Origin of the sequence: Plantactinospora siamensis (assembly GCF_042434095.1) — a bacterium.
In the GTDB taxonomy this organism is placed as follows: domain Bacteria; phylum Actinomycetota; class Actinomycetes; order Mycobacteriales; family Micromonosporaceae; genus KBS50.
The window spans coordinates 522,952-547,157 of record NZ_JBHLUE010000011.1; the positions used below are offsets into that span (position 1 = coordinate 522,952).

Here is a 24,206-nt window from a genome sequence, read left to right on the forward strand (position 1 = left end):
CGGACGGGAGCGGGGGCGGCCACCCGGAGGAGGGCCGTCGGCCGATGGAAGGGGTGGGCGGGGCCGATCGCTCACTATGGTGGCCCAGTGATCCGACGCGGCTGGTGGCCGGACCTGCTGCTGGCGCTCGCGGCCGTCGGCATGGCCGTGTCCAGCGCCCGGTTGAGCCTGCCCGAGTCGCCGGAGCGAGGTCAGACCACGCTGCTGGGCATCCTCGCCGGAGCGGCGCTGGTCGCGGTCCGCCGGTATCCGTGGCCGGTGCTGCTGGCCGAGGCGGCGGTGTTCGTCTATGCGACGCTCGCGGTGCCGTACGGCACCGGTCTGCCGCTCCTGGCCGGCACGGTGGCGCTCGCCTGCGTGTCCTTCCGGCACGGCTGGCGTGCCGCGCTGCTCGGCTGGGGCCTGAGCTACGCCATCTTCGTCTTCGCCATCGCCCGGGTCTCGGCCGAGTCTCCGCTGGCGGGTCCGCGGGGCGTACTGCGGCTGGTCCTGGTGGGGGCGCTCGTGGCCACCCCGGTGATCTTCGGACAGTATCTGCGCGGTGTGCGGACCGCGGCCCGGGTCGCCGAAGAGCGGGCCCGGGAGGCCGAAGCCCGGCGGGCCGTGGAGACCCGGGCGGCCCGGCTCGCCGAGCGGGCCGGGGTGGCTCGCGACCTGCACGACATCGTGGCGCACCACATCGCCGCGGTCGCGCTGCGGGCCAGCACGGCCCGGTACGCGGCCCGGCACACCGGCCGGGTGGATGAGGCGGTCGAGGCGCTCGGCGACATCCGCGACACCGCCGCCCGGGTCCTGGACGAGCTGCGGGAGCTGCTCGCCGTGCTGCGCGATCCGGAGGCCATCTCGGACGCCGTACCGATGATCGAGCCGGAGCAGATCATGGCCGAGGCGGAGCGGTTGACCCGGGCTGCGGGGCTGGACGTGCAGGTGACGGGAGCGGGCGGGATGGCGCGGCTGCCGCTGGTGCTGCGCACCACGGTGGCCCGGGTGGTGCAGGAGGGACTGGCCAACTCGCTCAAGCATGCCGGCCCGGGCGCGGTGGTTACGGTGGAGATCCAGCCGGACGACCGGGCGATCCGGGTGGAGGTGCGGGACAGCGGACCGGACCGGCCCGTACCGGCGGCGGGCCTGCCGCCGTCCGGACACGGCCTCACCGGGCTGCGGGAGCGGGTGGGCCTGCTGGGCGGGTCGCTGGTGGTCGGGCCGGCCGGGGCCGGCTGGCGCCTGCTGGCCCACCTGCCGATCAGGGAGAACGCATGATCAGGGTGCTTGTGGTGGACGACCAGGCGCTGGTCCGGGCCGGCGTGAGCCTGCTGCTGCGGACGGCCGGCGGGTTCGAGGTGGTGGGCGAGGCCGGCGACGGGCACGAGGCGGTCCGGCTGGCCGAGCGGCTGCGTCCGGACGTGATCCTGATGGATCTCCGGATGCCCCGGGTGGACGGCATCGAGGCGACCCGCCGGATCCTCGACGCCCAACCCGCGGCCCGGGTTCTCGTGCTGACCACCTTCGCCGACGACGCGTCGGTGTACGGCGCGCTGGGCGCGGGCGCGCTCGGGTACCTGGTCAAGGACGGTGAGCCCGAGGAACTGGTCGACGCGGTGGGCCGGGCCGCCCGCGGGGAGCCGCTGCTGGCGCCCGCCGTGCTGGCCCGGGTGGTCGAACGGGCGCTGGCCGCGCACCGGGCCGACGTACGGCCGGGCGCGGACGCCGCCCGGCGGTCCCGGGAGCTGCTGACCCCGCGGGAGCGCGAGGTGCTGGCCTTGGTCGGCGCCGGCCTCTCGAACGCGGAGGTCGGCGACGCGCTGCATCTCGGCGTGACCACCGTGAAGACCCACATCTCGGCCGCCATGGAGAAGCTGGGGCTGCGCAACCGGGTGCAGGCCGCGGTGGTGGCGCACCGGATCGGGCTGGTCGACGACGACTTCCGGCCAGTCCCCGCTACGGAGGGCCGGTAGGGTCCGGCGCTGCCGGCCGGTCCCCGCTCGGGGGCTCCTGGGGTCCGGCGCTGCCGGCCGGTCCCCGCTCGGGGTGGCCCGTAGGGTCGGGCGCGGCGGACGGGCCCTGCACCCTAGGTGGGACGGCGGCCGGTTGGCGGAGGCGGGCGGGCCCGGCGCAGGACGTCGCGGGCCCGCCACCCGATGATGATCGATGGGTGAACTTCACCACCGCACTCCTGAACCGGATCGCCGAGCTGCCGCCCGCCGGGATCTACGCGGCCGCGGCGGCGGTGCTGGCCGGCGAGGTGGGCCTGCTCTTCGGGCTGGTGCTGCCGGCCGCCAGCACGATGCTGACGGTCGGCCTGCTGGCCCGGACCGGCCAGCTCGATCTCGGCACGGCCGCGCTGGTCTGCACCCTGGCCGCGTTCGCCGGCGACCAGCTCGGCTTCCTGGAGGGTCGGCTCACCGGCGCCCGCGTCCGGGCCGGCTGGCTGGGCCGGCGGGTCGGTGACCGGCGCTGGGGGCAGGCCGAGGAGCTGATCCGGCGTCGGGGCGGACCGGCGGTCACCGTCGGCCGTTGGACGGCCTTCGCGCGTACCCTCGTGCCGCGCGTGGCGGGGGCGGTCGGGCTGCCGTACCGCCGGTTCGTGGCGTTCGACGCGCTCGGCGTGCTGGTCTGGGTGCCCGGCACGGTCGGCGCCGGCTATCTGGCCGGGGCATCGGTCTCCCGGCTGCCCGGGCTGGTGGCCCTGGCGGTGGCCGCGGCCGTGGTCCTGGTCGTCCTGGCCCGCCGGCTCCGGGCCGCCGCCACCGCCCGCCGGCTCCGAGCCGCCGCCACCGCCCGCCGGGCGACCGCCCGTTAACAAGGGGCCCTTCCTCTACCGGAAACGATAAGAAGGGGCCCTTCCTTCCTCGTCACTTCTCGTCAGTCGTCGGCGACGAGTTCGACCTCGTAGCCTTGGCGGTCGGTCAGGTAGCCGGCGTAGTGCTGCGGGCCGCCCGCGTACGGGTGCCGGTCGGCGAACAACAGCGACCAGCCGTGCGCCGGCGCCGACTCGACCAGGCGGTCCACGGCCGCCCGCGGACCGACCGAGAAGGCCAGGTGGTTGAGGCCGGGCCCCCGCCGGTCGTGCCGGTCGCCGGTGAGCGCGGGGGAGCGCTCCAGGACCAGGTACGTGTCGCCGCGCCGCCAGGAGCGCCCGGCGGGCCAGTCCTGGAACGGCTCCCAACCCAGCTCGGTCAGCAGCCAACCCCAGTCGGCCACCGCGGTGGCCAGATCCGGCACCCACACCTCGACGTGGTGCAGCCCGCCCGGATCGGTCACCGGTTGGCCCCGGGGACCCATAGCACATCCCCGTCCGGATTGGCGGTTCTTGCCAGGATGAAGAGCAGATCAGAGAGGCGATTGAGATACTTTGCCGGGAGAGCGCTGGTTCGCTCCGGGTCGCTGCTCACCAGCGCCCACGCCGACCGTTCGGCCCGGCGGGCGATGGTGCGGGCGACGTGCAGCAGGGCCGCGCCGGGGGTGCCACCGGGGAGGATGAAGGAGTCGAGCTTGGCCAGCCGCTCGTTGTACTCGTCGCACCAGCCCTCCAGCCGGCTCACGTACTCCTCGGTCACCCGCAGCGGCGGGTACGCCGGCTCCGGCTCCACCGGGTTGCCCAGGTCGGCTCCCACGTCGAACAGGTCGTTCTGGATGGTGCCGAGCACCGTGCGCAGCTCGTCGGGGAGCTGCCCGAGCGCCAGCGCGACGCCGAGCGCCGCGTTGCACTCGTCGACATCGGCGTACGCGGTGATCCGCGGATCGGTCTTGGCGACCTGTTCGTTGTTGACCAACCGGGTCGTACCGGCGTCGCCGGTCCTGGTGTAGATGCGCGTGAGGTGGACGGCCATGACGCACAGCCTACGGACGACCGACCCGTTCCCGTCGGACCGCCCGGCGTCGGCGGGCGGCGACGCCACCGAGCCGGCCGAACTCCGGTGACCATACGATGGCCGACGTGGACGTGATCAGGGTCAGTGGCGGCGCCCGGCTCGCCGGGGAGGTGCACGTGGTGGGCGCCAAGAACTCGGCGCTCAAGCTCATGGCCGCGGCCCTGCTGGCCCCGGGGCGGAGCGTGATCACGAACGTCCCGCGGATCACCGACATCGCGATCATGGGTGAGGTGCTGCGCCGGCTCGGCTGTGAGGTCACCTTCGGCGACGACCATCCGGCGCCGGCCGGGGCCGGGGGACCGGTGGCGGGCGGCGCCGGGGCGCAGGTGCCGGGCGGCGCCGGGGCGCAGGTGACCGGCGGTGCCGGGGCGCCGGTGACCGGCGGGACCGCCGCGGCGGCCCTGCCGGACGGCGCTGGGCTGCCGCTCGGTGGGCCCGGGCTGCCGGTCAGCGCCAGCGGTTCCGGGCTGGTCGTACCGCCGACCCGGCCCGGCCTGGTCGCTCCGCCGGCGGCCTCCGACACCCCCGCGCCACCGGCCCGGGACATCGCCGTGACGCCCGCGAGCGACGTGGCGGTGTCCCCGGCCCGGGAGATCGCCACGGTCGGCCCGGGCGGCGCGGCGCCGCCGGTTCCGCCGCCGCGGTCCCGGTCGGTCACCATCGACGTACCGGACGCGCCCGGCACCGAGGCCGATTACGACCTGGTACGCCGGCTGCGCGCGTCGATCTGCGTGCTCGGTCCGCTGCTGGCCCGCCGCGGGTACGTCCGGGTCGCCCACCCGGGCGGCGACGCGATCGGGTCCCGCGGCCTGGACATGCACGTGGCCGGCCTGGCCCGGATGGGCGCGGAGATCTCCGGCGAGCACGGCTTCGTGGTGGCCTCGGCCCCCAAGGGCCTGCGCGGCGGCACCATCTGGCTCGACTTCCCGAGCGTGGGCGCCACCGAGAACCTCGTGATGGCCGCGGTCCTCGCGGACGGCGTCACGGTGATCGACAACGCGGCCCGGGAGCCGGAGATCGTCGACATCTGCGCGATGCTGGCCGACATGGGCGCCCGGATCAGCGGTGCGGGCACCTCGACCATCCGGATCGAGGGGGTCGACGCGCTGCGGCCGGTCCGGCACGCCTGCGTCGGTGACCGGATCGTCGCCGGCACCTGGGCGTTCGCCGCGGCCATGACCCGGGGGGACGTCACGGTGACCGGGGTGAGCCCGCGGTTCCTGGAGATCGCCCTCGACAAGGTCGTGTCGGCCGGTGGCCTGGTGGAGAGCCGGCCGGACGCGTTCCGGGTCCGGATGGACCGGCGGCCGACCGCGGTCGACGTGGTCACGCTGCCCTTCCCGGGCTTCGCCACCGACCTGCTGCCGATGGCCATCGGGTTGGCCTCGGTGAGCGAGGGGGCGTCGCTGGTGACCGAGAACATCTTCGACGGCCGCTTCATGTTCGTGAACGAGATGGCCCGGCTGGGCGCGGACATCCGGACCGACGGCCACCACGCGGTGGTACGCGGACGGGAGCGGCTGTCCGGGGCGCCGGTGCGCGCCACCGACATCCGGGCCGGCGCCGGCCTGGTGATCGCCGGGCTCTGCGCCGACGGGGTCACCGAGGTGTCGCAGGTGCACCACATCGACCGGGGCTATCCGGACTTCGTCTCCGACCTGCGCTGTCTCGGCGTACCGGTGGAACGGGCGCTGGCGCCCGAGGAGCCCGCTTTCGCGCTGTGAGCGCGTCTGGATGCGTGTGGCACAGCGCTCGGTGCTGGCCGGTTTTGAGTTCTTTTGACCGCGGGTAGCGGAAGTCTCCAATGACCTGGAGAAAGCGGGATGGCCCGGACGATTGAGGTGGCTCGGTGTGGGCGGCAGACGTGGCCCGCAAGGCGGATGACGGGGTAGCCGTTGCGCGGGTGGGTCAAGCCGCTCGGCGCTTGCTGCTGGGCGGGCGGCCAACACCAACGGCAGGTGGGCCTCCGGTCACGGATCGGCTCGGCCAGCCGGCTCGGGCATACGTATCCGCTCAGGCGATCCTGAGCAATTCTTCATCTGAAATCGTTCCTCATCGTGCGGGCCGGTATTCTGAAACAATAGAAAGGTGGGGCGGCAGATCGGCTTATTCGGTCGGACGGAAATGGCGGCGATGCGCGATCGCACCCGATCGCGCAATTATTCTCCAGCGCATGAGCAGTTCCGCCGCGAGCAGGCGCGGCGCCGCGCGTGGGGACTGGCGAAACGGCACGCCGAAAAGCTTCGCCGCGGCCATGGCGTGGGACGGTCGATTGTTTCGGCCGATAATGCACCGCTCGCGCCGCCGACATCGGCCCGGCACGCCGCGCGGACTGACCGCACCCGGGACGGCGGCGGATCCTGCCCGGTCAGCCTCGCCGCTGGGGCGGTCAGCGCCGGCGCGGTCAGTGCCAGTGCGGTCAACGCCAGTGCCGGCGCCGGCGCGGTCAATGCCGGCGCGCCCAGTGCCAGTGCGGTCAGCGCCAGTGCGGCCGGTGCCAGTGCGGTCAACGCCAGTGCCGGCGCCGGCGCGGTCAGTGCCGGCGCCAGCGCGGTCAGCGCCAGCGCGGTCAGTGCCGGCGCGGTCGGTGCCAGTGCGGTCAACGCCGGCGCCGGCGCCGGCGCGGTCAGCGGTAGGGCGGACCTGAACGGCAGCGCGGCCAGTGCCGCCAGCAACCGCACTGTCGACCATGCCGACGCGGTGCGTGGCATGAGACAGCTGTCGCTGAGGTCGAGGCGACCGCCAACCCAGCGCCGTCCTCATCGCCAACGCCGCCGTCACCGAGAGGTCGACATCAACGCGGGCGCCGCCGTCGGCGGCAGGTCGGCGTCCACGCGAGCGCCGCCGTCAGCGAGTGGCTGCCGTCCGGCGGCGGGCCCCTGTCAGGGATGGCCCGGCGCCCCGAAGCGGGCGCCGCCGTCGGCGACAGGTCGGCGTCCACGCTGGGGCCGCCGTCAGCGAGTGCTGCCGTCGGCGGCGGGCCGCTGTCAGGGATGGCCCGGCGCCTCGACGCGAGCGCCGCCGTCATTGGCAGGTCGGCGTCCACGCTGGGGCCGCCGTCAGCGAGTGGCTGCCATCCGGCGGCCGGGCCGCTGTCAGGGACGGCCCGGTGCCCGACGCGAGCGCCGCCGTCGGTGGCTGGGCCGCCGTCAGCGAGAGGGTCGCACTGCGGATGATCGGCAAGGGCCTCCCGAACCCGGGCGCCGGTCAGTTGGAGCAGCCGGCCGGCGCCGTTTCCCCGTTAGCGCGTGGGCCGACGATCAGTCTTCTCCGGGCGTGCCACCCGCGGGGTGGCGGCAACACCTGCTCGAACGGGCGCGCCGGCTGCCGATCGGCCAAGACGGCGGGGACCGCGTGCGCGCTGCTCCGCCGGCTCAACGACCGACGCAGCAGACGCCAGCCCGGGCAGGCGCCATCCGGCATATTGACCAAGGCCTTACCGTACGGTGGACATCCGGCCGACTCCCGAACCACCCCTGTCCAGGACGGACGCGTTGCGCGGTGACCTTTACGGTCGTTCAGGGGGGCCGGCTAGGGTGTGCTCAGGTTCGTCGAGGGCGAGGGAGAAGCAGATGGCGGGTCGGCTCGCGGTCATCGGTGCGGGTCTCATGGGTTCCGGTATCGCCCAGGTGGCGGCCCAGGCCGGCTGGCGGGTGACGCTGCGCGACCTGGACGACGCCGCCACCGGGCGGGGGCTCGACGGGATCCGCAAGTCGATGGAGAAGTTCGCCGCGAAGGGCGCGATCGAGGCGGGCGACGTGTCGGCCACGCTGGACCGGATCACTCCCACCACCGAGCTGGAGGCCGCGGCCGACGCCGACGTGGTGGTCGAGGCGGTCTTCGAGCGGATCGACGTGAAGCACGAGGTCTTCCGGGCGCTCGACAAGATCTGCAAGCCGGGCGCGGTGCTGGCCACCAACACCTCGGCCATCCCGGTCACCCAGATCGCCGCGGTGACCTCCCGGCCCGAGTCGGTGGTCGGCACCCACTTCTTCTCGCCGGTGCCCATGATGAAGCTCTGCGAGCTGGTCCGGGGCTACAAGACCAGCGACGAGACGCTGGCCACCGCGAAGGACTTCGCCGAGGAGATCGGCAAGACGGTCGTGGTGGTCAACCGGGACATCGCCGGCTTCGTCACCACCCGGCTCATCGCCGCGCTGGTGGTCGAGGCGGTCAAGCTGGTCGAGTCGGGCGTGGTGTCGCCGGAGGACCTGGACACCGCCTGCAAGCTGGGCTTCGGGCACGCCATGGGCCCGCTGGCCACCACCGACCTGACCGGAGTCGACGTGCTGCTGCACGCCGCCAAGAACATCTACGCCGACACCGCGGACGAGAAGTTCTTCCCGCCGGAGCTGCTGCAGCGGATGGCCACGGCCGGCGACCTGGGCCGCAAGACCGGCAAGGGCTTCTACTCGTACTGAGGCGCGCTACCGACGGGCCGGGGCGGTCGCCCGGAGCAGGTGGCCGCCCGCCCGACCCAGGCTGGTGGGCCCCGCTGGATCGCGCGGCCGTCCTCGGCCACCCGGCGGCGCCGGGTCGCCAGGTGGAACTGCGTCGTCGGGCGTGACCGGGTCACTGGGCCGCGCCGGGTGGCCGGGTGGAACTGCGTCGTCGGGCGTGACCGGGTCACCGGGCCGCGCCGGGTCGCCGGGCACAGGGTCGCTGGCCGGACGGCCGGCGTACCGGACGCGGTCGGCGAGTACGTCCCGTTCGAAGTCGACCGGGACGAAGGTCAGGGTCGGTGGTACGGCGATGCCGGCGTCGGCCAGCCGGTCGCGTTTCCACGCCTGGGTGGCCGGGTGGTCCACCTCGAGGACCCGGAGCCCGGCCCCGGCGTGCGGGTTGCGGTAGGCGAACGTGTCGAGCCCGGCGCCGAGCACCACGAGCTGGCGCGTCCCGGCGTCGACGGCGGCGGCCAGCGCGTCCTCGGCGAACCGGCTGCGTACCGCGATGAACAGGGCCATCAGCCGGCGGCCCCGGCCTGCGCCCTGCCACCGTTCGCGCAGCTCGTCCGGCGGCACGCCGAGGATCGGCACGGCCAGCGGGTCGTGGAAGATCCGCCCGCCGTCCACCACCTGGTGCTCGGCAAGGTGCGACGCGGCAGAGAAGGCCGTCCGGCTCGGCTGTCCCAGCTCCACGGGTGCCGACGATAGCGGCTCCGGCCGTCCCCGCGTCGCCCCGGTGCCGCGCGGACGGCGGCCGTTAAGAAGGGGCCCCTGCTATACAAAAAGCGATAACAAGGGGCCCTTCCTTGCGGTTCAGCCGTCGCGTTTGGTGGTCCAGCGGAAGGTGAGGAGGCAGAGGGCCAGGCCGATGACGCACCAGGCGGCGAGCACGAGGGCCACCCGGCCCAGCTCGAAGGAGCCGCCCGGCTCCTGGGCGCCGAAGGCGGCCGGCAGGAAGACCGAGCGCAGGCCCTGGCACATCCACTTCAGCGGGAAGAGCGCGGCCACCTGCTGCATCCAGCGCGGCAGGTCGGTGAAGACGAAGAACACCCCGGAGATGAACTGCAGCACCAGCGCCACCGGGGTGACCACCGCCGAGCCGCTGCGGGCGGTCCGCGCCAGCGACGAGATGGCGATGCCACAGAGCGTGCACGCGGTCACCCCGAGCACGGCCACCCAGCCGAAGGTCAGCCACCGGCCGGCGTCGGACGGGAGCGACAGGCCGAACAGGCCCACCGAGACTGCCAGCAGCAGCGCGGTCTCGGCCACGCCGATGACCACCACCATGATCACCTTGCCGGCGAAATACACCCACTTCGGCATGGGCGTGCCGCGCAGCCGCTTCAGCACGCCACGATCCCGCTCGATCGGGATCCAGACGCCGAGGTTCTGGAAGCTGACGGTCATCAGGCCGGTCGCGATCATGCCGGTGATGAAGTACTGCGTGTACTTCACCCCGGGCGCGATCTGCCCGTTGAAGATCGACGCGAAGATCAGGATCATGATGACCGGGAAGCCCAGGGTGAACACCACCGACTCGCGGCTGCGCAGGAACTGCCGGATCTCCAGCCGGCCCTGCCGCAGCGCGAGGCCGGCCGGCCCGATCCGCCGGCCGCCCGCCGGGGCCGCGGCCGCCGTCCGGTTCGAGGTCTCGGTCGTGGTGCTCATCGGTGTCCGATCATCCGCAGGTAGACGTCCTCCAGGGTGGGCCGGGTGACGGTGAGGCCGGGGACCTCGCCGCCGAACCGCGCGGCCAGCTCGGCCACCAGCGCCGTCGGCGTCGCGCTCTCCGCGCGCTCCCAGCCGCCATCGGGGGTACGCCAGGAGACGGTGGCCAGCGCGTCCTCCCGATTGCCCAGCCGGTCCGGCGGGGCCACCTCGACCAGCCGGCCCCCGGCGATCACGCCCACCCGATCGGCCAGCGTCTCGGCCTCGTCCAGGTAGTGGGTGGTGAGCACGATCGTCGTGCCCGCGGCGGCCAGGTCCCGGATGAGGTCCCAGAACTCCCGGCGGGCCTCCGGGTCGAAGCCGGTGGTGGGCTCGTCGAGGAACAGCAGCTCCGGCCGGCCGACGATGCCGAGCGCCACGTCCAGCCGGCGGCGCTGCCCGCCGGAGAGCGAGTGGGTGCGCGCCCGCGCCTTGCCGGCCAGCCCCACCTGCTCGATCACCTTGTCCGGATCGTCGGCCGCCGGGTAGAAGCCGGCGAAGTGCCCCACCACCTCGCGGACGGTGAGCTCGTCGAACTCGCCTGTGCCCTGCAGCACGATCCCGACCCGGGAACGCCAGTCGGCGGTCGGGGCGGCCGGGTCCACGCCGAGCACCCGGACGTCGCCGGCGTCGCGCCGCCGGTAGCCCTCGAGGATCTCCACCGTGGTGGTCTTGCCGGCCCCGTTCGGCCCGAGCAGGGCGAACACCTCGCCGCGCCGGACGTCCAGGTCGAGGCCGTCCACCGCGGCCGTCCCGCCGTACGACTTGCGCAGGTCGCGTACGGCGATGGCGACTTCGCTGTCCATGCCGTCAACTATGCGTCCCGCCGAGAGCCCGGTGCCGGGCGGGGTGGCCCCCGTCACCACCCCGCCCGCGGGCCCGCCGGTCTCCCCGTGACCGGCGGGCCCTGCCCGGCGCGCACCGGTCTCCCCGTGACCGGCGGGCCCGGCCCGCGGACCCGCCGGTCTCCCCGTTACCGGCGGGCCCTGCCCGTGGCGCGCTTCCCGAACGCCGCGGGCGCGCTGTGCGGTGTAACGCGTGCTGGGTTCAGCTTCCGCCGGGCGGCCGGCGCGGTCAGTCAGCCATCCGTCCGGGTCGTTTTCCAGACGATCATCCGAGAGCAGACATCCAGATGTGTGGTTTTTCACCGACTAAAGTGACTCGCCAGTAACTTAGACTCCGGCCATGGACGAGACGAGCGTCGGGCGACTCCCCGAGCGCGACCGCCCGTGGGTGATGCGGACGTACGCCGGGCACTCGTCGGCCGCCGCCACCAACGCGCTGTTCCGGCGCAACCTCGGCAAGGGTCAGACCGGCCTCTCCGTCGCCTTCGACCTGCCCACCCAGACCGGGTACGACCCCGACCACGAGCTCGCGGCCGGCGAGGTGGGCCGGGTAGGCGTCCCGGTGGCGCACCTGGGCGACATGCGGGCGCTGTTCGACCGGATCCCGCTGGCCGAGGCGAACACCTCCATGACCATCAACGCCACCGCCATGTGGCTGCTCGCCCTCTATGTGGTGGCCGCGCAGGAGCAGGGCGCCCCCACCGGAATCCTCGCCGGCACCACCCAGAACGACATCGTCAAGGAATACCTGTCGCGCGGGACGTACATCTTCCCGCCGGCGCCGTCGCTGCGGCTCGTCACCGACACGGTGGCCTGGACCGTGGCGCACGCCCCGCGGTGGAACCCGGTCAACATCTGCTCGTACCACCTCCAGGAGGCCGGCGCCACGCCCGTGCAGGAGGTGGGCTTCGCGCTGGCCACCGCGGTGGCCGTGCTGGACGCGGTGCGCGACTCCGGGCAGCTGCCGGCGGAGCGGATCGGCGACGTGGCGCAGCGGATCTCGTTCTTCGTCAACGCCGGCGTACGGTTCGTCGAGGAGCTGGCAAAGATGCGCGCCTTCGCGGCGCTCTGGGACGAGATCGCCGCGACGCGCTACGGCGTGGCCGATCCGCGGGCCCGGCGCTTCCGGTACGGCGTGCAGGTCAACTCGCTGGGGCTGACCGAGGCGCAGCCGGAGAACAACGTCCAGCGGATCGTGCTGGAGATGCTCGGCGTCACGCTGTCCCGCGCCGCCCGGGCCCGCGCCGTGCAGCTGCCGGCCTGGAACGAGGCGCTCGGACTGCCCCGGCCGTGGGACCAGCAGTGGTCGCTGCGCATGCAGCAGGTCCTGGCGTACGAGTCGGACCTGCTCGAATACCCGGACCTGTTCGACGGCTCGCACGTGGTCACCGCGCTGGTCGACGGGATCGTGGCCGGCGCCCGGCGGGAGCTGGACCGGATTCTCGGGCTGGGCGGGGTGGTGGCGGCCGTCGAGACCGGCCACCTGAAGAGCGAGCTGGTGGCCTCGCTGGCCCGCCGGCGGGCCCGGATGGAGTCCGGCGACGACGTGGTGGTGGGGGTCAACCGGTTCACCGAAACCGAGCCGTCACCGCTCACCGCCGCCGGCGCGGAGGCCGTACAGCGGGTCGATCCGGCCGCGGAGGCGGCGGCCGTGGCAGCCGTACGCGCATGGCGGGCCGGGCGGGACGGCGCGGCGGTGACCGCGGCGCTGGACCGGCTGCGGGCCGAGGCCGCGACGGACGCCAACCTGATGGACGCCACCCTGGCCTGCGTGCGCGCCGGGGTGACCACGGGGGAGTGGGCGGCCGCGCTGCGCGAGGTGTTCGGCGAGTACCGCGCGCCCACCGGGCTCGGCGCCGCCGGCGGCGTCGTGGGCCGGTCGTTGGCCGCCGGCGGCGTCGCGGATCGGTTGTCGGCCGCCGGCGGGGTCGCGGGCCGGTCGTTGGCCGCCGGCGGTGTCGCGGGTCGGTCGTCGGCCACCGGCGGCTCGCCCGGCGCGGGCCGTTCGCTCGGCGTCATCCGCGAGCGGGCCGCCCGGACCGCGGCCGAGCTGGGCGCCGGCCGGCTGCGGCTGCTGGTCGGCAAGCCGGGCCTGGACGGGCACTCCAACGGCGCCGAGCAGATCGCGGTACGGGCCCGGGACGCCGGCTTCGAGGTGATCTACCAGGGGATCCGGCTGACTCCGGCGCAGCTCGTGGCGGCCGCCGTCGAGGAGGACGTCGACCTCGTCGGGCTGTCCGTGCTGTCCGGTTCGCACCTGGCGGCCGTACCGGCCGTGCTGGCCGGGTTGCGCGCGGCCGGCCGGCCCGACCTGCCGGTGGTGGTGGGCGGCATCATCCCGACCGGCGACGCGGCGCAGCTGCGAGCCGCCGGGGTGGCGCGGGTCTTCACCCCGAAGGACTTCGCGCTCAACGACATCGTCGACGAGCTGGTGACCGTGGTCCGCGAGGCCAACGACCTGGACCGGGCGGTCCCCGGTCGAGCCGGTCGGGGCCGAGCGGCTTCCGGCCGAGCCGATCAGGACCAGACGGCTCCCGGTCGAGCCGGTCAGGACCAGACGGCTCCCGGTCAGGACCAGACGGCGCCCGGTCGAGCCGGTCGGGACCGGGCGGCGCCCGGTCGAGCCGGTCAGACGAGTTCGGCCGGCTGATAGCTGAGGCAGTCGGCCGCGTCCAGATCCGGCCCGACGGTGATGTGCGGCGCGTGGCAGAGCAGCCCGGCGTTGTGCTGGCAGTCCTCCCGCTTGCACGCCCCGACCCGGGCCACCGCGTCGATGCCACCCTTGACCGGCAGGTCCGCGTACGTCTCGCAGTGCGCGCGGTCGCTGCTGCCCACCGTGATGGCGTACGCGTGGCAGCCCTGCCGGTTGTACGCACAGCTGCGGACCGCACAGTCGCGCACCTGCGGCATCTCGGTCGTGGCCATCCCGCTCACCCCCCGAAGGAAGGGCCCCTTCTTATCGCTTTTTGTATAGGAAGGGGCCCTTCTTAACGTCGACCTCGAGGATATTTCACCCCCGAAACGGGCGTACCGGAATCAGACCCGGAAGCCGGCGGTCCGGGCGGCCGTCCGTTGCCGGCGGCGGTCCCGGCGTCGCCGGAACAGCCAGGCCACGAACGCCACGAGGGCCACCCCGAACACCAGCACGAGCACCGGCAGCACGATGGCCACCAGCGACATCAGCACGCTCGTGACGTCCTCGGCCGTGCTGGCGACCGGCGCGCCGATGCCGGCCGTGGTCGCGTTGATCACCGGTCGCGCGGTGGCCTTGACCCCGTGTACGGCGAGCGCGATCAGCACCCCGGCGGCGATCGGAACCCACTGCTTCGAGCCGAAGAACTGGCCCGGATCGCTGACCGTGACGGTCTTGGACTCGGAGCCGGCGCCGAAGGCCAGGCCGCCGGCGGTGGGCCGGACCACGGTCTGCACCAGGTCGTTCACGTGGTCGACCACCGGCACCTTGTCGGCCACGACCTCGACCGCGAGCAGCGCCGCGAGGATCGCGATCACCCACCCGTTGCCGAGCCACTGCCAGCCGGATGGGAGGTTGATCCAGTGGGTGTAGCGGGACAGCAGCCCCATCAGCAGCAGGGGGATGTAGGCGTTCAGTCCGGCCGAGGCGGCCAGGCCGGATCCGGTGAGGGCTTCGAGCACGATCCAAGGATGGCATCGACGCGCCACTCCCGCCCGTCGGCGGCGAGGCCCGGCTCGGCTACCCTCCACGGGTGCGGTTGGTGATTGCGCGGTGCTCTGTGGACTACGTCGGACGGCTCTCGGCGCACCTGCCGCCGGCCACCCGGCTGCTCATGGTGAAGGCGGACGGGTCGGTCTCGATCCACGCCGACGACCGGGCCTACAAGCCGCTCAACTGGATGAGCCCGCCGTGCCGGCTGGAGGAGGCGCCCGGCGTGTGGCGGGTGGTCAACAAGGCCGGCGAGGAGCTGCGGATCGCCCTCGAGGAGGTCTTCCAGGACACCTCGTACGAGTTGGGCGTCGACCCGGGGCTGCGCAAGGACGGCGTCGAGGCGCACCTGCAGGAGCTGCTGGCAGCAAACCCCGACACGCTCGGGGAGGGCTTCACGCTGGTCCGCCGGGAGTACCCCACGGCCATCGGCCCGGTCGACCTGCTGTGCCGGGACGCCGCGGCCGGCACCGTGGCGGTCGAGGTCAAGCGGCGGGGTGAGATCGACGGCGTCGAGCAGCTCACCCGCTATCTCGAGCTGCTCAACCGGGACCCGCTGCTGGCGCCGGTCAGCGGCGTCTTCGCGGCCCAGGAGATCAAGCCGCAGGCCCGGGTGCTCGCCCTGGACCGGGGGATCCGCTGCGTGGTCGTGAACTACGACCGCCTGCGCGGCATCGAACGCGACGAACTCACCCTCTTCTAGCCGTTTGCGGCCGCCCGATCGGATCGGGGGGTGCGTGCCGGAAATCGGCGTGGTGGGCATTCCGCGCTCTCCGTGGTCGGCTCGGGAATGCGGTCGGGGCGTACGGGTATGCCGGGGGGACGTCCCGACGACGGCTTGCCACGGGAGGACGAAATGGCAAACTCACCGCAACCGCGTGCGTCCCGATCCACGGCCGACACGATCGTGCTGCTGCACGGACTCTGGATGACCCCACGCAGTTGGGCACACTGGGCGGACCGGTACTCCCGGGCCGGCTTCCGGGTGCTGACGCCGGCCTGGCCCGGCCTGGAGGTCGAGGTCGAGCAGCTGCGCCGGGATCCGAGCCCGATCGCCGCGCTGACCCCGGAACGGGTCATCGAGCACTACGCCGACGTGGTCCGCGGCCTGGACCGGCCGCCGATCCTGATGGGACATTCGTTCGGCGGCGCCTTCGTGCAGCTGCTGCTGGACCGGGGGTTGGGCGCGGCGGGGGTGGCGATCGACCCGGCGCCGGTCCGCGGCGTGGTGCGGCTGCCGCTCAGCACGCTCCGGGCGGCGTTCCCCATTCTGCGCAACCCGGCCAACCGGCACCGGGCCGTGCCGCTGACCCATGACCAGTTCCACTTCGCGTTCACCAACACCCTGGACGAGGCCGACTCGCGGGCCGCGTACGACCGGTACGCCGTGCCCGGCGCCGGGTCGGTGCTCTTCGGCAACGCCGTGGCGAACTGGGAGCGGCACAGCCCGTTCGACGTGAACTTCGCGAACGACGACCGGGCCCCGCTGTTGCTGGTGGCGGGCGGCGCCGACCACGTGGCGCCGGCGTCGACCACCCGGGCCACCGCCAAGCTGCACCGCAAGTCGACGGCGCTGACCGGCTACCGCGAGTTTTCCGGCCGCTCCCACTTCACCGTGGGGCAGCCCGGCTGGGAGGAGGTCGCCGACTACGCCCTGGAATGGGCCGTCGAGGCCACCTCGCCGCACCTGGTGCTGGCCGAGGGCGGCTGACCGCCACCGGCCGCCGGGTCAGCATCGGCGGCCGGGTTCCGTTCCGCGACTGCCGGGCCCTGACCGGCGGCGGCGGTCCGTTCCGCCACCGCCGGGTCCTATTCGGCGGTGGCAGGGGACGGGACCGCCGGCTCGCCGCCGCCCGCCGTCGAGATCGCCGGCTCGCCGCCGCCCGCCGTCGAGATCGCCGGCTCGCCGCCGCCCGCCGTCGAGATCGCCGGCTCCCCGCCGCCCGCCGTCGAGATCGCCGGCTCCCCGCCGGCCGGCGGGGGGATCGCCGGCTCGGTGGCCGGCTGCGCCGGGACCGGCTGGGTGCGTACCGACTCGGCGGTGTCTCCGGCGGGCCGTGCCGGCGGTCGGGCGCCGCGCACCGCGATCAGCGACTTGGGCAGGCCGGCCAGCCGTTCCACCAGGATTCGCGAGCGCGGGAAGTAGTGCCGCATCTCGGCCTGGCTGAGCAGCTCGGTCCAGAGCACGGCCTGCAGCACGTTGGTGCGCTCGTGCACCGGCGTGTGCCCGAGCGGCCACCGGCGGGCGAGCGCCACCCGGGCCTGCACCGGGAGGAACTGCATTCCGGGCATGATCCAGTGCGGCTCGATCGGGAAATACCGGTACGGCGTCTGGATCCAGTGCGCGTCGGCGAGCGTGTGCACGGTCTCGGCGAACCGCAGCCGCCGCTCGTGCCCGCCCACGTGCTCCAGCACCGAGTTCGAGAAGACCAGGTCGTACCGGCGCAGCGCCAGATGGGCCGGTAGGTCGCAGGCGTCGGCCTGGTCCACCTCGGCCCACGGCGGCACCGGGCCGGTCGACGGCTCGAGATTGATCACATGCAGGTGTCCGGGTCGGACGGACGCCCGCTGCCAGGTGCCGAGTCGGCCGCCGAGGTCGAGCACGGACATCTCGGCGAGATCCGGGAAGCTGCGGATCAGCCAGCCGGTGCGGCGGGCCCGGCGCCGTTCCCCCCAGGAGTTCGGCCCGTCTACCAGGCGAAATCGCAAGGCGTGCAGGTCCATTCCACCGAGGGTAGTGGTGGCTCCGGTCGCTGGCGTGCCGACATGCCCGGTCGGACCGATCCGTTCGGTCCGGTACCCGTCAGCGACCCCGGCCGGGCCGCCGGCAGGAGAGCGGGCTCGGCCGCCGACGCGACCAGGCTCGGCCGCCGACGGGAGAGCGGGCTCCGCAGCCGACGGGAGAGCGGGCTCCGCCGCCGACGGGAGAGCGGGCTCCGCAGCCGACGGGAGCGGGCTCGGCCGCCGACGGGAGCCGGCGGGGCTCAGCGGCCGTAGAGCCGGCGCACGATCGCGACGATCCGGGCCACCTGCGCGGGGCTCCGCTCGAACGTCATGGCGGGCAGCAGCGACGGCCCGCGCCGCCGGGTGATGGCCTTGGCCCGGCCGAACTCGCGTAGCCCGTCGTCGCCGTGGATGCGGCCGAAGCCGGAGTCGCCCACGCCGCCGAACGGCAGGGTGGACATGCCCACGAAGGTGAGGGTGGAGTTGACCGCCGCCATGCCGCCGCGCAGCTGCCGGGCGATCGCCAGCGCCCGCCGGCGGCCGAACACCGAGCCACCCAGGCCGTACCGCACGGCGTTGGCCAGCGCCACGGCCTCGTCCGCGTCGCGCACGCGGCGGATCGTGAGGGTCGGACCGAAGGTCTCCTCCCGGACCGCCGCGGCATCCTCCGGCACGTCGACCAGCACGGTCGGGTGGACGTACGGCGGCCGCACCGCCTCGGGTCCGCCGAGGACGGCCCGCCCGCCCCGCGCCACGGCGTCCTCGAGGTGCCGGCGGATGATCTCGATCTGGCCGGGCATCGTGATCGGCCCGATCTCGCCGTCCTCGCCCACGGTCAGCCGGCCGGCCTTCTCCACCACCTTGGCCACGAACGCGTCGTAGACCGGCTCGACGGCGTACGCCCGCTCGATCCCGATGCAGGTCTGCCCGGCGTTGGTGAGCGCGCCCCAGACGCACGCCTGGGCGGCCGCGTCCAGGTCGGCGTCCGCGTCCACGATCATCGCGTCCTTGCCGCCCGCCTCCAACAGCACCGGCGTGAGCGTCTCGGCGCACGCCGCCATCACCTTCTTGGCGGTGGCCGTGGAGCCGGTGAAGGCGACCTTGCCGACGCCGGCCCGGCACAGGGCCGCGCCCACGTCGCCGAGCCCGTGCACCACCTGCAGCACCGGCCGCCCGTCGACCACCTCGGTGAAGCTGTCCACCAGCCACTGGCTGACGGCCGGGGTGTACTCGCTGGGCTTGAACACCACGGCGTTGCCGGCGGACAGCGCGTACGCGATGGAGCCCAGCGGGGTCAGCACCGGATAGTTCCACGGGCCGATCACGCCCACCACGCCGTACGGCTGGTATTCCAGGTGCCCGGAGAACTCCGCCACCAGCAGCCGGGACCGGACCTTGCGGTGCCCGAGCACCCGGCGGGCGTTGTGGGCGGCCCAGTCGATGTGGTCGATCGCCGAGGCGATCTCGATGACCGCGTCCGCCACCGGCTTGCCGCCCTCGAGGCGGCACAGCTCGGCCAGCTCGGTGAGCCGGTTGGCGAGCGCGGCACGCCAGCGCAGCAGCCGGGCCTGGCGACCGGCGAAGCCGAGGGACGACCACCACTGCGCGGCCTGCCGGCCCCGCTCCACCGCCGCGGCCACGTCGGCCGGCCCGGCCACCGGGAACCGACCGGCCTCCGCGCCGGTGGCCGGATTGGTGGAGAGGAGTTCGCCGTTGTCGATCACCGGTACGCCCGGAACCCGCACAGCCGTCATGGCGGGAGTCTAGTCCCGCGAGTTACCCACGGGTAAGTGTCGATCGGGCGGTGATGAAGAAGATTCATCCGGTGCCGGCATCCCGGGGGTTCCGGAGGAGTTCGCCGGCAGGTGGTGGCCGTGATGAATCACGTTCACGTCGGTCATTGCCGGAGTGGCTATGCCCAAACCGCCCATTGGGCGGAAAAAGTCCGTCCTACGGGCCGGTAGAGATGACCGACGATCATTGGCACGCTGGCGCACGGGTCGACGATGCGGGCGTCGACGATGGGGTGTGATCATGAAGGACGAACCTGGCCTGTTGCCGGTGCTGTCGATCGCGAGTGGCGGCTGGCAGGGCGTCAGCTTCCGGCTCCAGCCGGGCACCTGGACGGTGGGACGCCAGGAGGACTCGGACATCCTGCTGGTCGACGCCAAGGTCAGCCGGCGGCACGCCGAGGTGGTGGTGGCCGACGGCGAGGTGGTGTTGCGCGACATCGGCTCGACCAACGGCACCTGGCACAACGACCGGCGGATCACCGAGCCGACCGCGCTGCGGGACGGCGACCGGCTCCAGCTCGGGCACGTGCGGCTGCTGTTTTTCGACCCGGCCATGGCCACGACGGATCCGGTCGGCGCGCCGCTGCTGCTGCCGGCCCGGCCGGCCGAGCCGGTCCGGGGGGCGCCGGGCGCCCTGGTCGCGCCCACCCAGATCCTCGAGACGGCCGTACGCTCCAGCGGGATGCGCCTCGCGATGCTGATCGGCGGGTGCGCGGCGCTGGCCGGCGGCCTCGCCGTGGCGTACCAGATCTTCCAGTAGCGCCGCCGGCGGCCGGCGCACCGCCGACGTCGGCCGGCGCCGGCCGGGACCGCCGCCGACAAGCGTGCCGGCGGCCCACCTCCCGGCACCATCGGCAGCCGGCGGGGGACCGCCGCCGACAAGCGTGCCGGCGGCCCACCTGCGGACGCCGCCGGGGGTGTCGATCGCGGCCCTGGTGCGCGCGGCCGGCCGGTGGCAGGATGCCGCGGATGGAGATCGAGCGGATCACCGTACGGGCCGGCGGCATCGAGCAGAGCGTGCTGGTGGGCGGGCCCCCGGACGGCACCCCGGTGCTGTTCGTGCACGGCAACTGCTCGTCGGCGCAGTTCTGGATCCCGCTGCTGCGGCGGCTGCCCGGCACGCTCCGGGTGGCCGCTCCGGACCTGCGCGGGTACGGCCGCACCGAGACCGCCCCGGTGGACGCCACCCGGGGCCTCGCCGACCTGGCGGCCGACGTGGCGGCGCTGCTCGACGAGCCCGCCGTGTTCGGCCCGACCGCGCCGGCAGCCGCCCGGCCCGTCGTGGTCGGCCACTCGCTCGGCGGCGGGGTGGCCATGCGACTGCTGCTGGCGCACCCGGATCGGGTGGCCGCGCTGCTGCTCGCGGCCCCGGTCTCGCCGTACGGCTACGGCGGCACCCGCGACCTGGCCGGGACGCCCACCGCGGCCGACTTCGCCGGCACCGGCGGCGGCACGGCCAGCGCCGACTTCGTGGCCCGGCTGGCGACCGGCGACCGGGGCGACGATCCCACCAGCCCGCGCGGGGTGCTGCGGGCGACCTACGTGGCCGACCCGGCGTCGCTGGTCCCGGACGAGGAACTGCTGCTGGACAGCGTGCTGTCCACCGCCGTGGGCGACGACAACTATCCCGGCACGTCGGTGCCCAGCCCCAACTGGCCGGGGATGGCGCCGGGGGACCGTGGGGTGCTGAACGCCCTGTCCCCGGCGTACTTCCGGATCGCCGACGACCTGGTCGCGGTGGCCGGCGCGGCGGGCCGGGGCGCGGCCGCCGGCGGGGACGGCCGGGGTGCGGCGCCCGGTACGACCGGCCGCGGCGCGCCGCCCATCGTGTGGGTACGCGGGGACGCAGACGTGATCGTCTCGGACACCGCCCTCATGGACCTGGCCCACCTGGGCTCGCTCGGCGTGGTCCCCGGCTGGCCGGGCGCGGCCACCCACCCGGCACAGCCCATGGTGGGCCAGACCCGGGCGGTGCTGGAGCGGTACGCGGCGGCCGGCGGCAGCTACCGGGAGGTGGTGTACGCCGGCTGCGGACACAGCCCGAACATCGAGCGCCCGGCCGACCTCGCAGCCGAGCTCCTGGACCTGCTGACCGCCGTAACTCAGCCCGGGTGACAAACCCCACCCTCACCCCGTCGATCTTGCACTTTGGGCCCCTCTTTCGCGGCATAAGCCCGTTATGCCGGGGCCGAAACTGCAAGATCGACGAGGCGGGGGTGGCTCGACAGCGCAGCGTCACATGGCAGACTCGCGCGCATAACCTTAGCGACCGTTCACCCGGTCGCCTGGACTCGACGTGGGGAGGCCGGCCGTGGCTCGCGAGCTCGCCAGCATCGGTGTGGTGGGACTGGGCACGATGGGCGCCGGCATCGTCGAGGTGTTCGCGCGCAACGGCGTCGACGTGGTGGCCGTGGAGATCTCCGAGGACGCCCTCGAACGGGGCCGTGCCAACCTCACCGGCTCCACCGACCGGGCGGTGGCCCGCGGCAAGCTGGCGGCCGCCGACCGGGACGCGCTGCTGTCCCGGGTCCGGTTCGCGGTGGGGCTCGCCGCGCTGGACGCGGTCGACCTGGTCATCGAGGCCGTACCGGAGCGTCTCGACCTCAAGCGGCGGATCTTCGGCGAGCTCGACCGGGTGTGCAAGCCGGACGCCGTCCTGGCCACCAACACCTCGTCGCTGTCCGTCACCGAGATCTCCGTGGCCACCGCCCGGCCCAACCAGGTGATCGGCATCCACTTCTTCAACCCGGCGCCGGTGATGAAGCTGGTCGAGATCGTCCGGACCGTGGTGACGGCCCCCGAGGTGGTGGCCGACGTCGAGGCGCTGTGCGCGCGGCTGGGCAAGGTCGGCGTGACGATCGGCGACCGTGCCGGCTTCATCGCCAACGCCCTGCTGTTCGGCTACCTCAACCACGCGGCCGGGATGTTCGAGGCCCGGTACGCCAGCCGGGAGGACCTCGACGCGGCCATGAAGCTGGGCTGCTGCCTGCCGATGGGCCCGCTCGCGCTGATGGACCTGATCGGGCTGGACACCACGTACGAGATCCTGGACACCATGTACCGGCGCGGCGGCCGGGACCGCCGGCACGCGCCGGCGCCGCTGATCAGGCAGATGGTCACCGCGGGCCTGCTGGGCCGCAAGTCCGGGCGCGGCTTCTACACGTACGAGCGGGCGGGCTCGCCGAAGGTCGTACCGGATGACCAGACGCCGCCCCCGGCGGAGGCGGCGGCGCTCGACGGCGCGCGCGCCATCGCCAAGGTTGGCGTCCTGGGGGCCGGGACGATGGCCACCGGGATCGTCGAGGTCTTCGCGCGGGCCGGGTACGAGGTGGTCTCGGTGACCCGCGGCCCGGAGCGGTCGGCGGCGGTCGCCGCGGCGGTGCGGACCTCGCTCGACAAGGGCGTGGCGCGCGACCGGCTGACCGAGGCCGACCGGGACGCCGCGCTCGGCCGGGTCACCTGGTCGACGGCGCTGGAGGAGCTGACCGACGCCGACCTCGTGGTGGAGGCGGTGGCCGAGGAGCTGGGCGTCAAGCAGGCGCTGTTCGCCAGCCTGGACGAGATCTGCAAGCCGGGCGTGGTGCTGGCCACCGCCACCTCGTCGCTGCCGGTGATCGACATCGCGATGGCCACCCGGCGGCCGGCCGACGTGCTCGGGCTGCACTTCTTCAACCCGGCGCCCGCCATGTCGCTGGTGGAGGTGGTGCGCACCATCCGCACCTCGGACGAGACCGTGGCCACCGCCCGGGCGGTCTGCGCGGCGCTCGACAAGACCGCGGTGGTCTGCGCCGACCGCGCCGGCTTCGTCGTCAACGCGCTGCTCTTCCCGTACCTGAACGACGCGGTGAAGATGCTGGAGGCGTCCTACTCGACCACCGACGACATCGACCATGCCATGAAGCTGGGCTGCGGCTACCCGATGGGCCCGTTCGAGCTGCTCGACGTGGTCGGCCTGGACGTCGCGCTGGCGATCCAGCGGGAGCTCTACCGCGAGCTGCGCGAGCCGGGCTTCGCGCCCGCGCCGCTGCTGGAGCACCTGGTCACGGCCGGCTACCTGGGCCGCAAGGCCGGCCGCGGCTTCCGGGACCACACCGCCCGTTGATCGGGTCCGGCGCGGCTCAGCGCGGGGCGGGCATCGGGATGAAATGGCCGGTGCCGGTGTTGGCGAACCAGGCCTGCCGGCCGGTGCCCCGCTCGGTGGTGACCACGTCGGGGTAGCGGTCGCCGTTCGCGTACGCCACCCGGACCGTCCACTCCCGACCGGCCTCGGGGTCCCGCTGTAGCTGCTGCACGGCGCCGTTGTCGAGCAGCACCGCGACCCCGGTGGCGCCGGCCGAGACGTCGAAGTAGCTCAGCACCGTGTCGGCCGCGCCGTTGTGGTTGAGGTCGCGCACATAGAACTGCCGGGGCTGCCCGGCGAAGAACTCCGGTCCGGGGGAGAAGGTCCCGCTGCCGGTGCTCAGGTACGTCCGGAAGCCCTCGCCCTGGTCCGTCCACTCGTACACGTCCTGACGCCGGTCCCCGTTGAAGTCGGCCGCGCCGATGAAGCTCGGCTGCCAGATCGCCTGCGCGGTGCCGATCTTCTTGTACAGCCGCAGCGTCACCAGTTCGTAGTCGACCCCGGAGGGCGGGCCGGCAAACCAGGTGAGCACGATCTCCTGCGGACCGGTCCCGTCGATCTGCGCGGCCGTGCCCATGTCCGGGCAGTATGCGCCATCCGGCAGGGTGAGATAGGTGTACGTCCGCTTCGCCTGGCCGCTGGCCGAGACGGTGATCCGGCAGTCGATCGAGTGGACCCGGGCGCTGCCCAGCGTGGCCGTGTCGGTGCGGCCGTCACCGTTGAAGTCGCCGCTGATCGGTGCGCCCTGACCGCCCGCCCAGGCCGGCGCGGCGACCGCGCCCAGCACCGTCGCGCCGGCCGCGGCGACCACGAGCGCCGCCCGGGCCGCCGCGCCCACCGTGCGTCCTCCGCCCATGAATGCTCCCTTCCTGGTACGCCCGCCCCGGCGCGGCCTCGCCCTGACCGCGCGGATGGTCGGCCGACTGCCGCCAGCGACATTTATCGCTTACCGATCAAAGGACGCTAACCGCCCGGCCGCCGCGCCGTCCGTCTCGTGCCGCCGATCCGACAGGGACGG

At 74.0% G+C, this 24,206-nt stretch carries 20 protein-coding genes and 3 pseudogenes; 12 read left to right on the forward strand and 11 right to left on the reverse strand.

Going from position 1 to position 24,206, the window contains the following annotated elements; genetic code table 11:
* The first annotated feature begins 87 nt into the window (after nt 1–87).
* The 3 genes from ACFFHU_RS15430 to ACFFHU_RS15440 all read left to right on the forward strand — a co-directional run bounded on the left by ACFFHU_RS15430 (nt 88) and on the right by ACFFHU_RS15440 (nt 2,800).
* A complete protein-coding gene (locus ACFFHU_RS15430) occupies nt 88–1,260 on the forward strand; it encodes a sensor histidine kinase (protein ID WP_377339375.1) in 1,173 nt (390 codons plus the stop codon).
* A complete protein-coding gene (locus tag ACFFHU_RS15435; RefSeq protein ID WP_377339377.1) occupies nt 1,257–1,955 on the forward strand; it encodes a response regulator in 699 nt (232 codons plus the stop codon). The genes ACFFHU_RS15430 and ACFFHU_RS15435 overlap by 4 nt, the downstream gene beginning before the upstream one ends.
* A 197-nt stretch (nt 1,956–2,152) precedes the next feature.
* Nucleotides 2,153–2,800 (forward strand): DedA family protein, encoded by a 648-nt coding sequence (locus ACFFHU_RS15440; protein WP_377339380.1) that lies wholly within the window; start codon nt 2,153–2,155, stop codon nt 2,798–2,800.
* Nucleotides 2,801–2,862: 62 nt separating this feature from the next.
* Here the strand turns inward: ACFFHU_RS15440 and ACFFHU_RS15445 are convergent, their stop codons facing one another.
* On the reverse strand, nt 2,863–3,282 hold the full coding sequence (locus tag ACFFHU_RS15445) for a VOC family protein (RefSeq protein ID WP_377339382.1): 420 nt from the start codon (nt 3,280–3,282) through the stop codon (nt 2,863–2,865).
* Nucleotides 3,258–3,830, reverse strand: coding sequence for a cob(I)yrinic acid a,c-diamide adenosyltransferase (locus tag ACFFHU_RS15450; RefSeq protein WP_377339384.1), 573 nt, complete (start codon nt 3,828–3,830; stop codon nt 3,258–3,260). The genes ACFFHU_RS15445 and ACFFHU_RS15450 overlap by 25 nt, the downstream gene beginning before the upstream one ends.
* Nucleotides 3,831–3,928: 98 nt before the next feature.
* On the opposite strand from ACFFHU_RS15450, the gene murA reads away from it, so the two are divergent.
* Entirely contained in the window at nt 3,929–5,596 is a 1,668-nt protein-coding gene (gene murA / locus ACFFHU_RS15455) for a UDP-N-acetylglucosamine 1-carboxyvinyltransferase (protein WP_377339386.1), read from the forward strand.
* 435 nt (nt 5,597–6,031) lie between these two features.
* On the opposite strand, the gene ACFFHU_RS15460 is transcribed toward murA, so the two are convergent.
* On the reverse strand, nt 6,032–6,553 hold the full coding sequence (locus tag ACFFHU_RS15460; RefSeq protein ID WP_377339388.1) for a hypothetical protein: 522 nt from the start codon (nt 6,551–6,553) through the stop codon (nt 6,032–6,034).
* A gap of 891 nt (nt 6,554–7,444) precedes the next feature.
* Here ACFFHU_RS15460 and ACFFHU_RS15465 point away from each other — a divergent pair.
* Nucleotides 7,445–8,293, forward strand: a complete 849-nt coding sequence (locus ACFFHU_RS15465) for a 3-hydroxyacyl-CoA dehydrogenase family protein (RefSeq protein ID WP_377339390.1) — start codon at nt 7,445–7,447, stop codon at nt 8,291–8,293.
* A gap of 6 nt (nt 8,294–8,299) precedes the next feature.
* Here the strand turns inward: ACFFHU_RS15465 and ACFFHU_RS15470 are convergent, their stop codons facing one another.
* From ACFFHU_RS15470 to ACFFHU_RS15480, 3 genes are all read right to left on the reverse strand, one after another.
* The gene (locus tag ACFFHU_RS15470) at nt 8,300–9,010 is read right to left on the reverse strand and encodes a class I SAM-dependent methyltransferase (protein WP_377339392.1); all 711 of its coding nucleotides are present in this window, start codon (nt 9,008–9,010) and stop codon (nt 8,300–8,302) included.
* A gap of 120 nt (nt 9,011–9,130) precedes the next feature.
* Nucleotides 9,131–9,985, reverse strand: coding sequence for an ABC transporter permease (locus ACFFHU_RS15475; protein ID WP_377339394.1), 855 nt, complete (start codon nt 9,983–9,985; stop codon nt 9,131–9,133).
* Entirely contained in the window at nt 9,982–10,830 is an 849-nt protein-coding gene (locus ACFFHU_RS15480; RefSeq protein WP_377339396.1) for an ABC transporter ATP-binding protein, read from the reverse strand. The genes ACFFHU_RS15475 and ACFFHU_RS15480 overlap by 4 nt, the downstream gene beginning before the upstream one ends.
* Before the next feature lie 379 nt (nt 10,831–11,209).
* On the opposite strand from ACFFHU_RS15480, the pseudogene ACFFHU_RS15485 reads away from it, so the two are divergent.
* Nucleotides 11,210–12,736 (forward strand): annotated as a pseudogene (locus tag ACFFHU_RS15485) (methylmalonyl-CoA mutase family protein); the annotation flags it as partial.
* A 153-nt stretch (nt 12,737–12,889) separates the two neighbouring features.
* Nucleotides 12,890–13,330: pseudogene (locus tag ACFFHU_RS15490) on the forward strand (cobalamin B12-binding domain-containing protein); the annotation flags it as partial.
* 167 nt (nt 13,331–13,497) lie between these two features.
* Here the strand turns inward: ACFFHU_RS15490 and ACFFHU_RS15495 are convergent.
* Both ACFFHU_RS15495 and ACFFHU_RS15500 read right to left on the reverse strand, forming a co-directional pair.
* A complete protein-coding gene (locus ACFFHU_RS15495) occupies nt 13,498–13,794 on the reverse strand; it encodes a DUF1540 domain-containing protein (RefSeq protein ID WP_377339398.1) in 297 nt (98 codons plus the stop codon).
* Nucleotides 13,795–13,905: 111 nt separating this feature from the next.
* The gene (locus tag ACFFHU_RS15500) at nt 13,906–14,523 is read right to left on the reverse strand and encodes a DUF4126 domain-containing protein (RefSeq protein ID WP_377339400.1); all 618 of its coding nucleotides are present in this window, start codon (nt 14,521–14,523) and stop codon (nt 13,906–13,908) included.
* Nucleotides 14,524–14,594: 71 nt separating this feature from the next.
* Here ACFFHU_RS15500 and nucS point away from each other — a divergent pair, with 71 nt between their 5' ends.
* Nucleotides 14,595–15,254 carry an endonuclease NucS gene (gene nucS / locus ACFFHU_RS15505; protein WP_377339403.1) on the forward strand — a complete coding sequence of 220 codons (660 nt, stop codon included), beginning with the start codon at nt 14,595–14,597 and terminating at the stop codon, nt 15,252–15,254.
* A 153-nt stretch (nt 15,255–15,407) separates the two neighbouring features.
* Nucleotides 15,408–16,262 (forward strand): alpha/beta hydrolase, encoded by an 855-nt coding sequence (locus ACFFHU_RS15510; protein ID WP_377339405.1) that lies wholly within the window; start codon nt 15,408–15,410, stop codon nt 16,260–16,262.
* A gap of 365 nt (nt 16,263–16,627) precedes the next feature.
* Here ACFFHU_RS15510 and ACFFHU_RS15515 read toward each other — a convergent pair.
* Nucleotides 16,628–17,275, reverse strand: a pseudogene (locus ACFFHU_RS15515) (class I SAM-dependent methyltransferase); the annotation flags it as partial.
* A 260-nt stretch (nt 17,276–17,535) separates the two neighbouring features.
* A complete protein-coding gene (locus ACFFHU_RS15520) occupies nt 17,536–19,029 on the reverse strand; it encodes an aldehyde dehydrogenase family protein (RefSeq protein ID WP_377339408.1) in 1,494 nt (497 codons plus the stop codon).
* A 280-nt stretch (nt 19,030–19,309) separates the two neighbouring features.
* Here ACFFHU_RS15520 and ACFFHU_RS15525 point away from each other — a divergent pair, with 280 nt between their 5' ends.
* The 3 genes from ACFFHU_RS15525 to ACFFHU_RS15535 all read left to right on the forward strand — a co-directional run bounded on the left by ACFFHU_RS15525 (nt 19,310) and on the right by ACFFHU_RS15535 (nt 23,170).
* Nucleotides 19,310–19,828, forward strand: a complete 519-nt coding sequence (locus ACFFHU_RS15525) for an FHA domain-containing protein (protein WP_377339410.1) — start codon at nt 19,310–19,312, stop codon at nt 19,826–19,828.
* 209 nt (nt 19,829–20,037) lie between these two features.
* Nucleotides 20,038–21,183, forward strand: coding sequence for an alpha/beta fold hydrolase (locus tag ACFFHU_RS15530; protein ID WP_377339412.1), 1,146 nt, complete (start codon nt 20,038–20,040; stop codon nt 21,181–21,183).
* A gap of 196 nt (nt 21,184–21,379) precedes the next feature.
* Nucleotides 21,380–23,170 carry a 3-hydroxyacyl-CoA dehydrogenase family protein gene (locus ACFFHU_RS15535; RefSeq protein WP_377339414.1) on the forward strand — a complete coding sequence of 597 codons (1,791 nt, stop codon included), beginning with the start codon at nt 21,380–21,382 and terminating at the stop codon, nt 23,168–23,170.
* A gap of 16 nt (nt 23,171–23,186) precedes the next feature.
* Here the strand turns inward: ACFFHU_RS15535 and ACFFHU_RS15540 are convergent, their stop codons facing one another.
* Nucleotides 23,187–24,044 (reverse strand): FG-GAP-like repeat-containing protein, encoded by an 858-nt coding sequence (locus tag ACFFHU_RS15540; RefSeq protein WP_377339416.1) that lies wholly within the window; start codon nt 24,042–24,044, stop codon nt 23,187–23,189.
* Nucleotides 24,045–24,206: the final 162 nt, after the last annotated feature.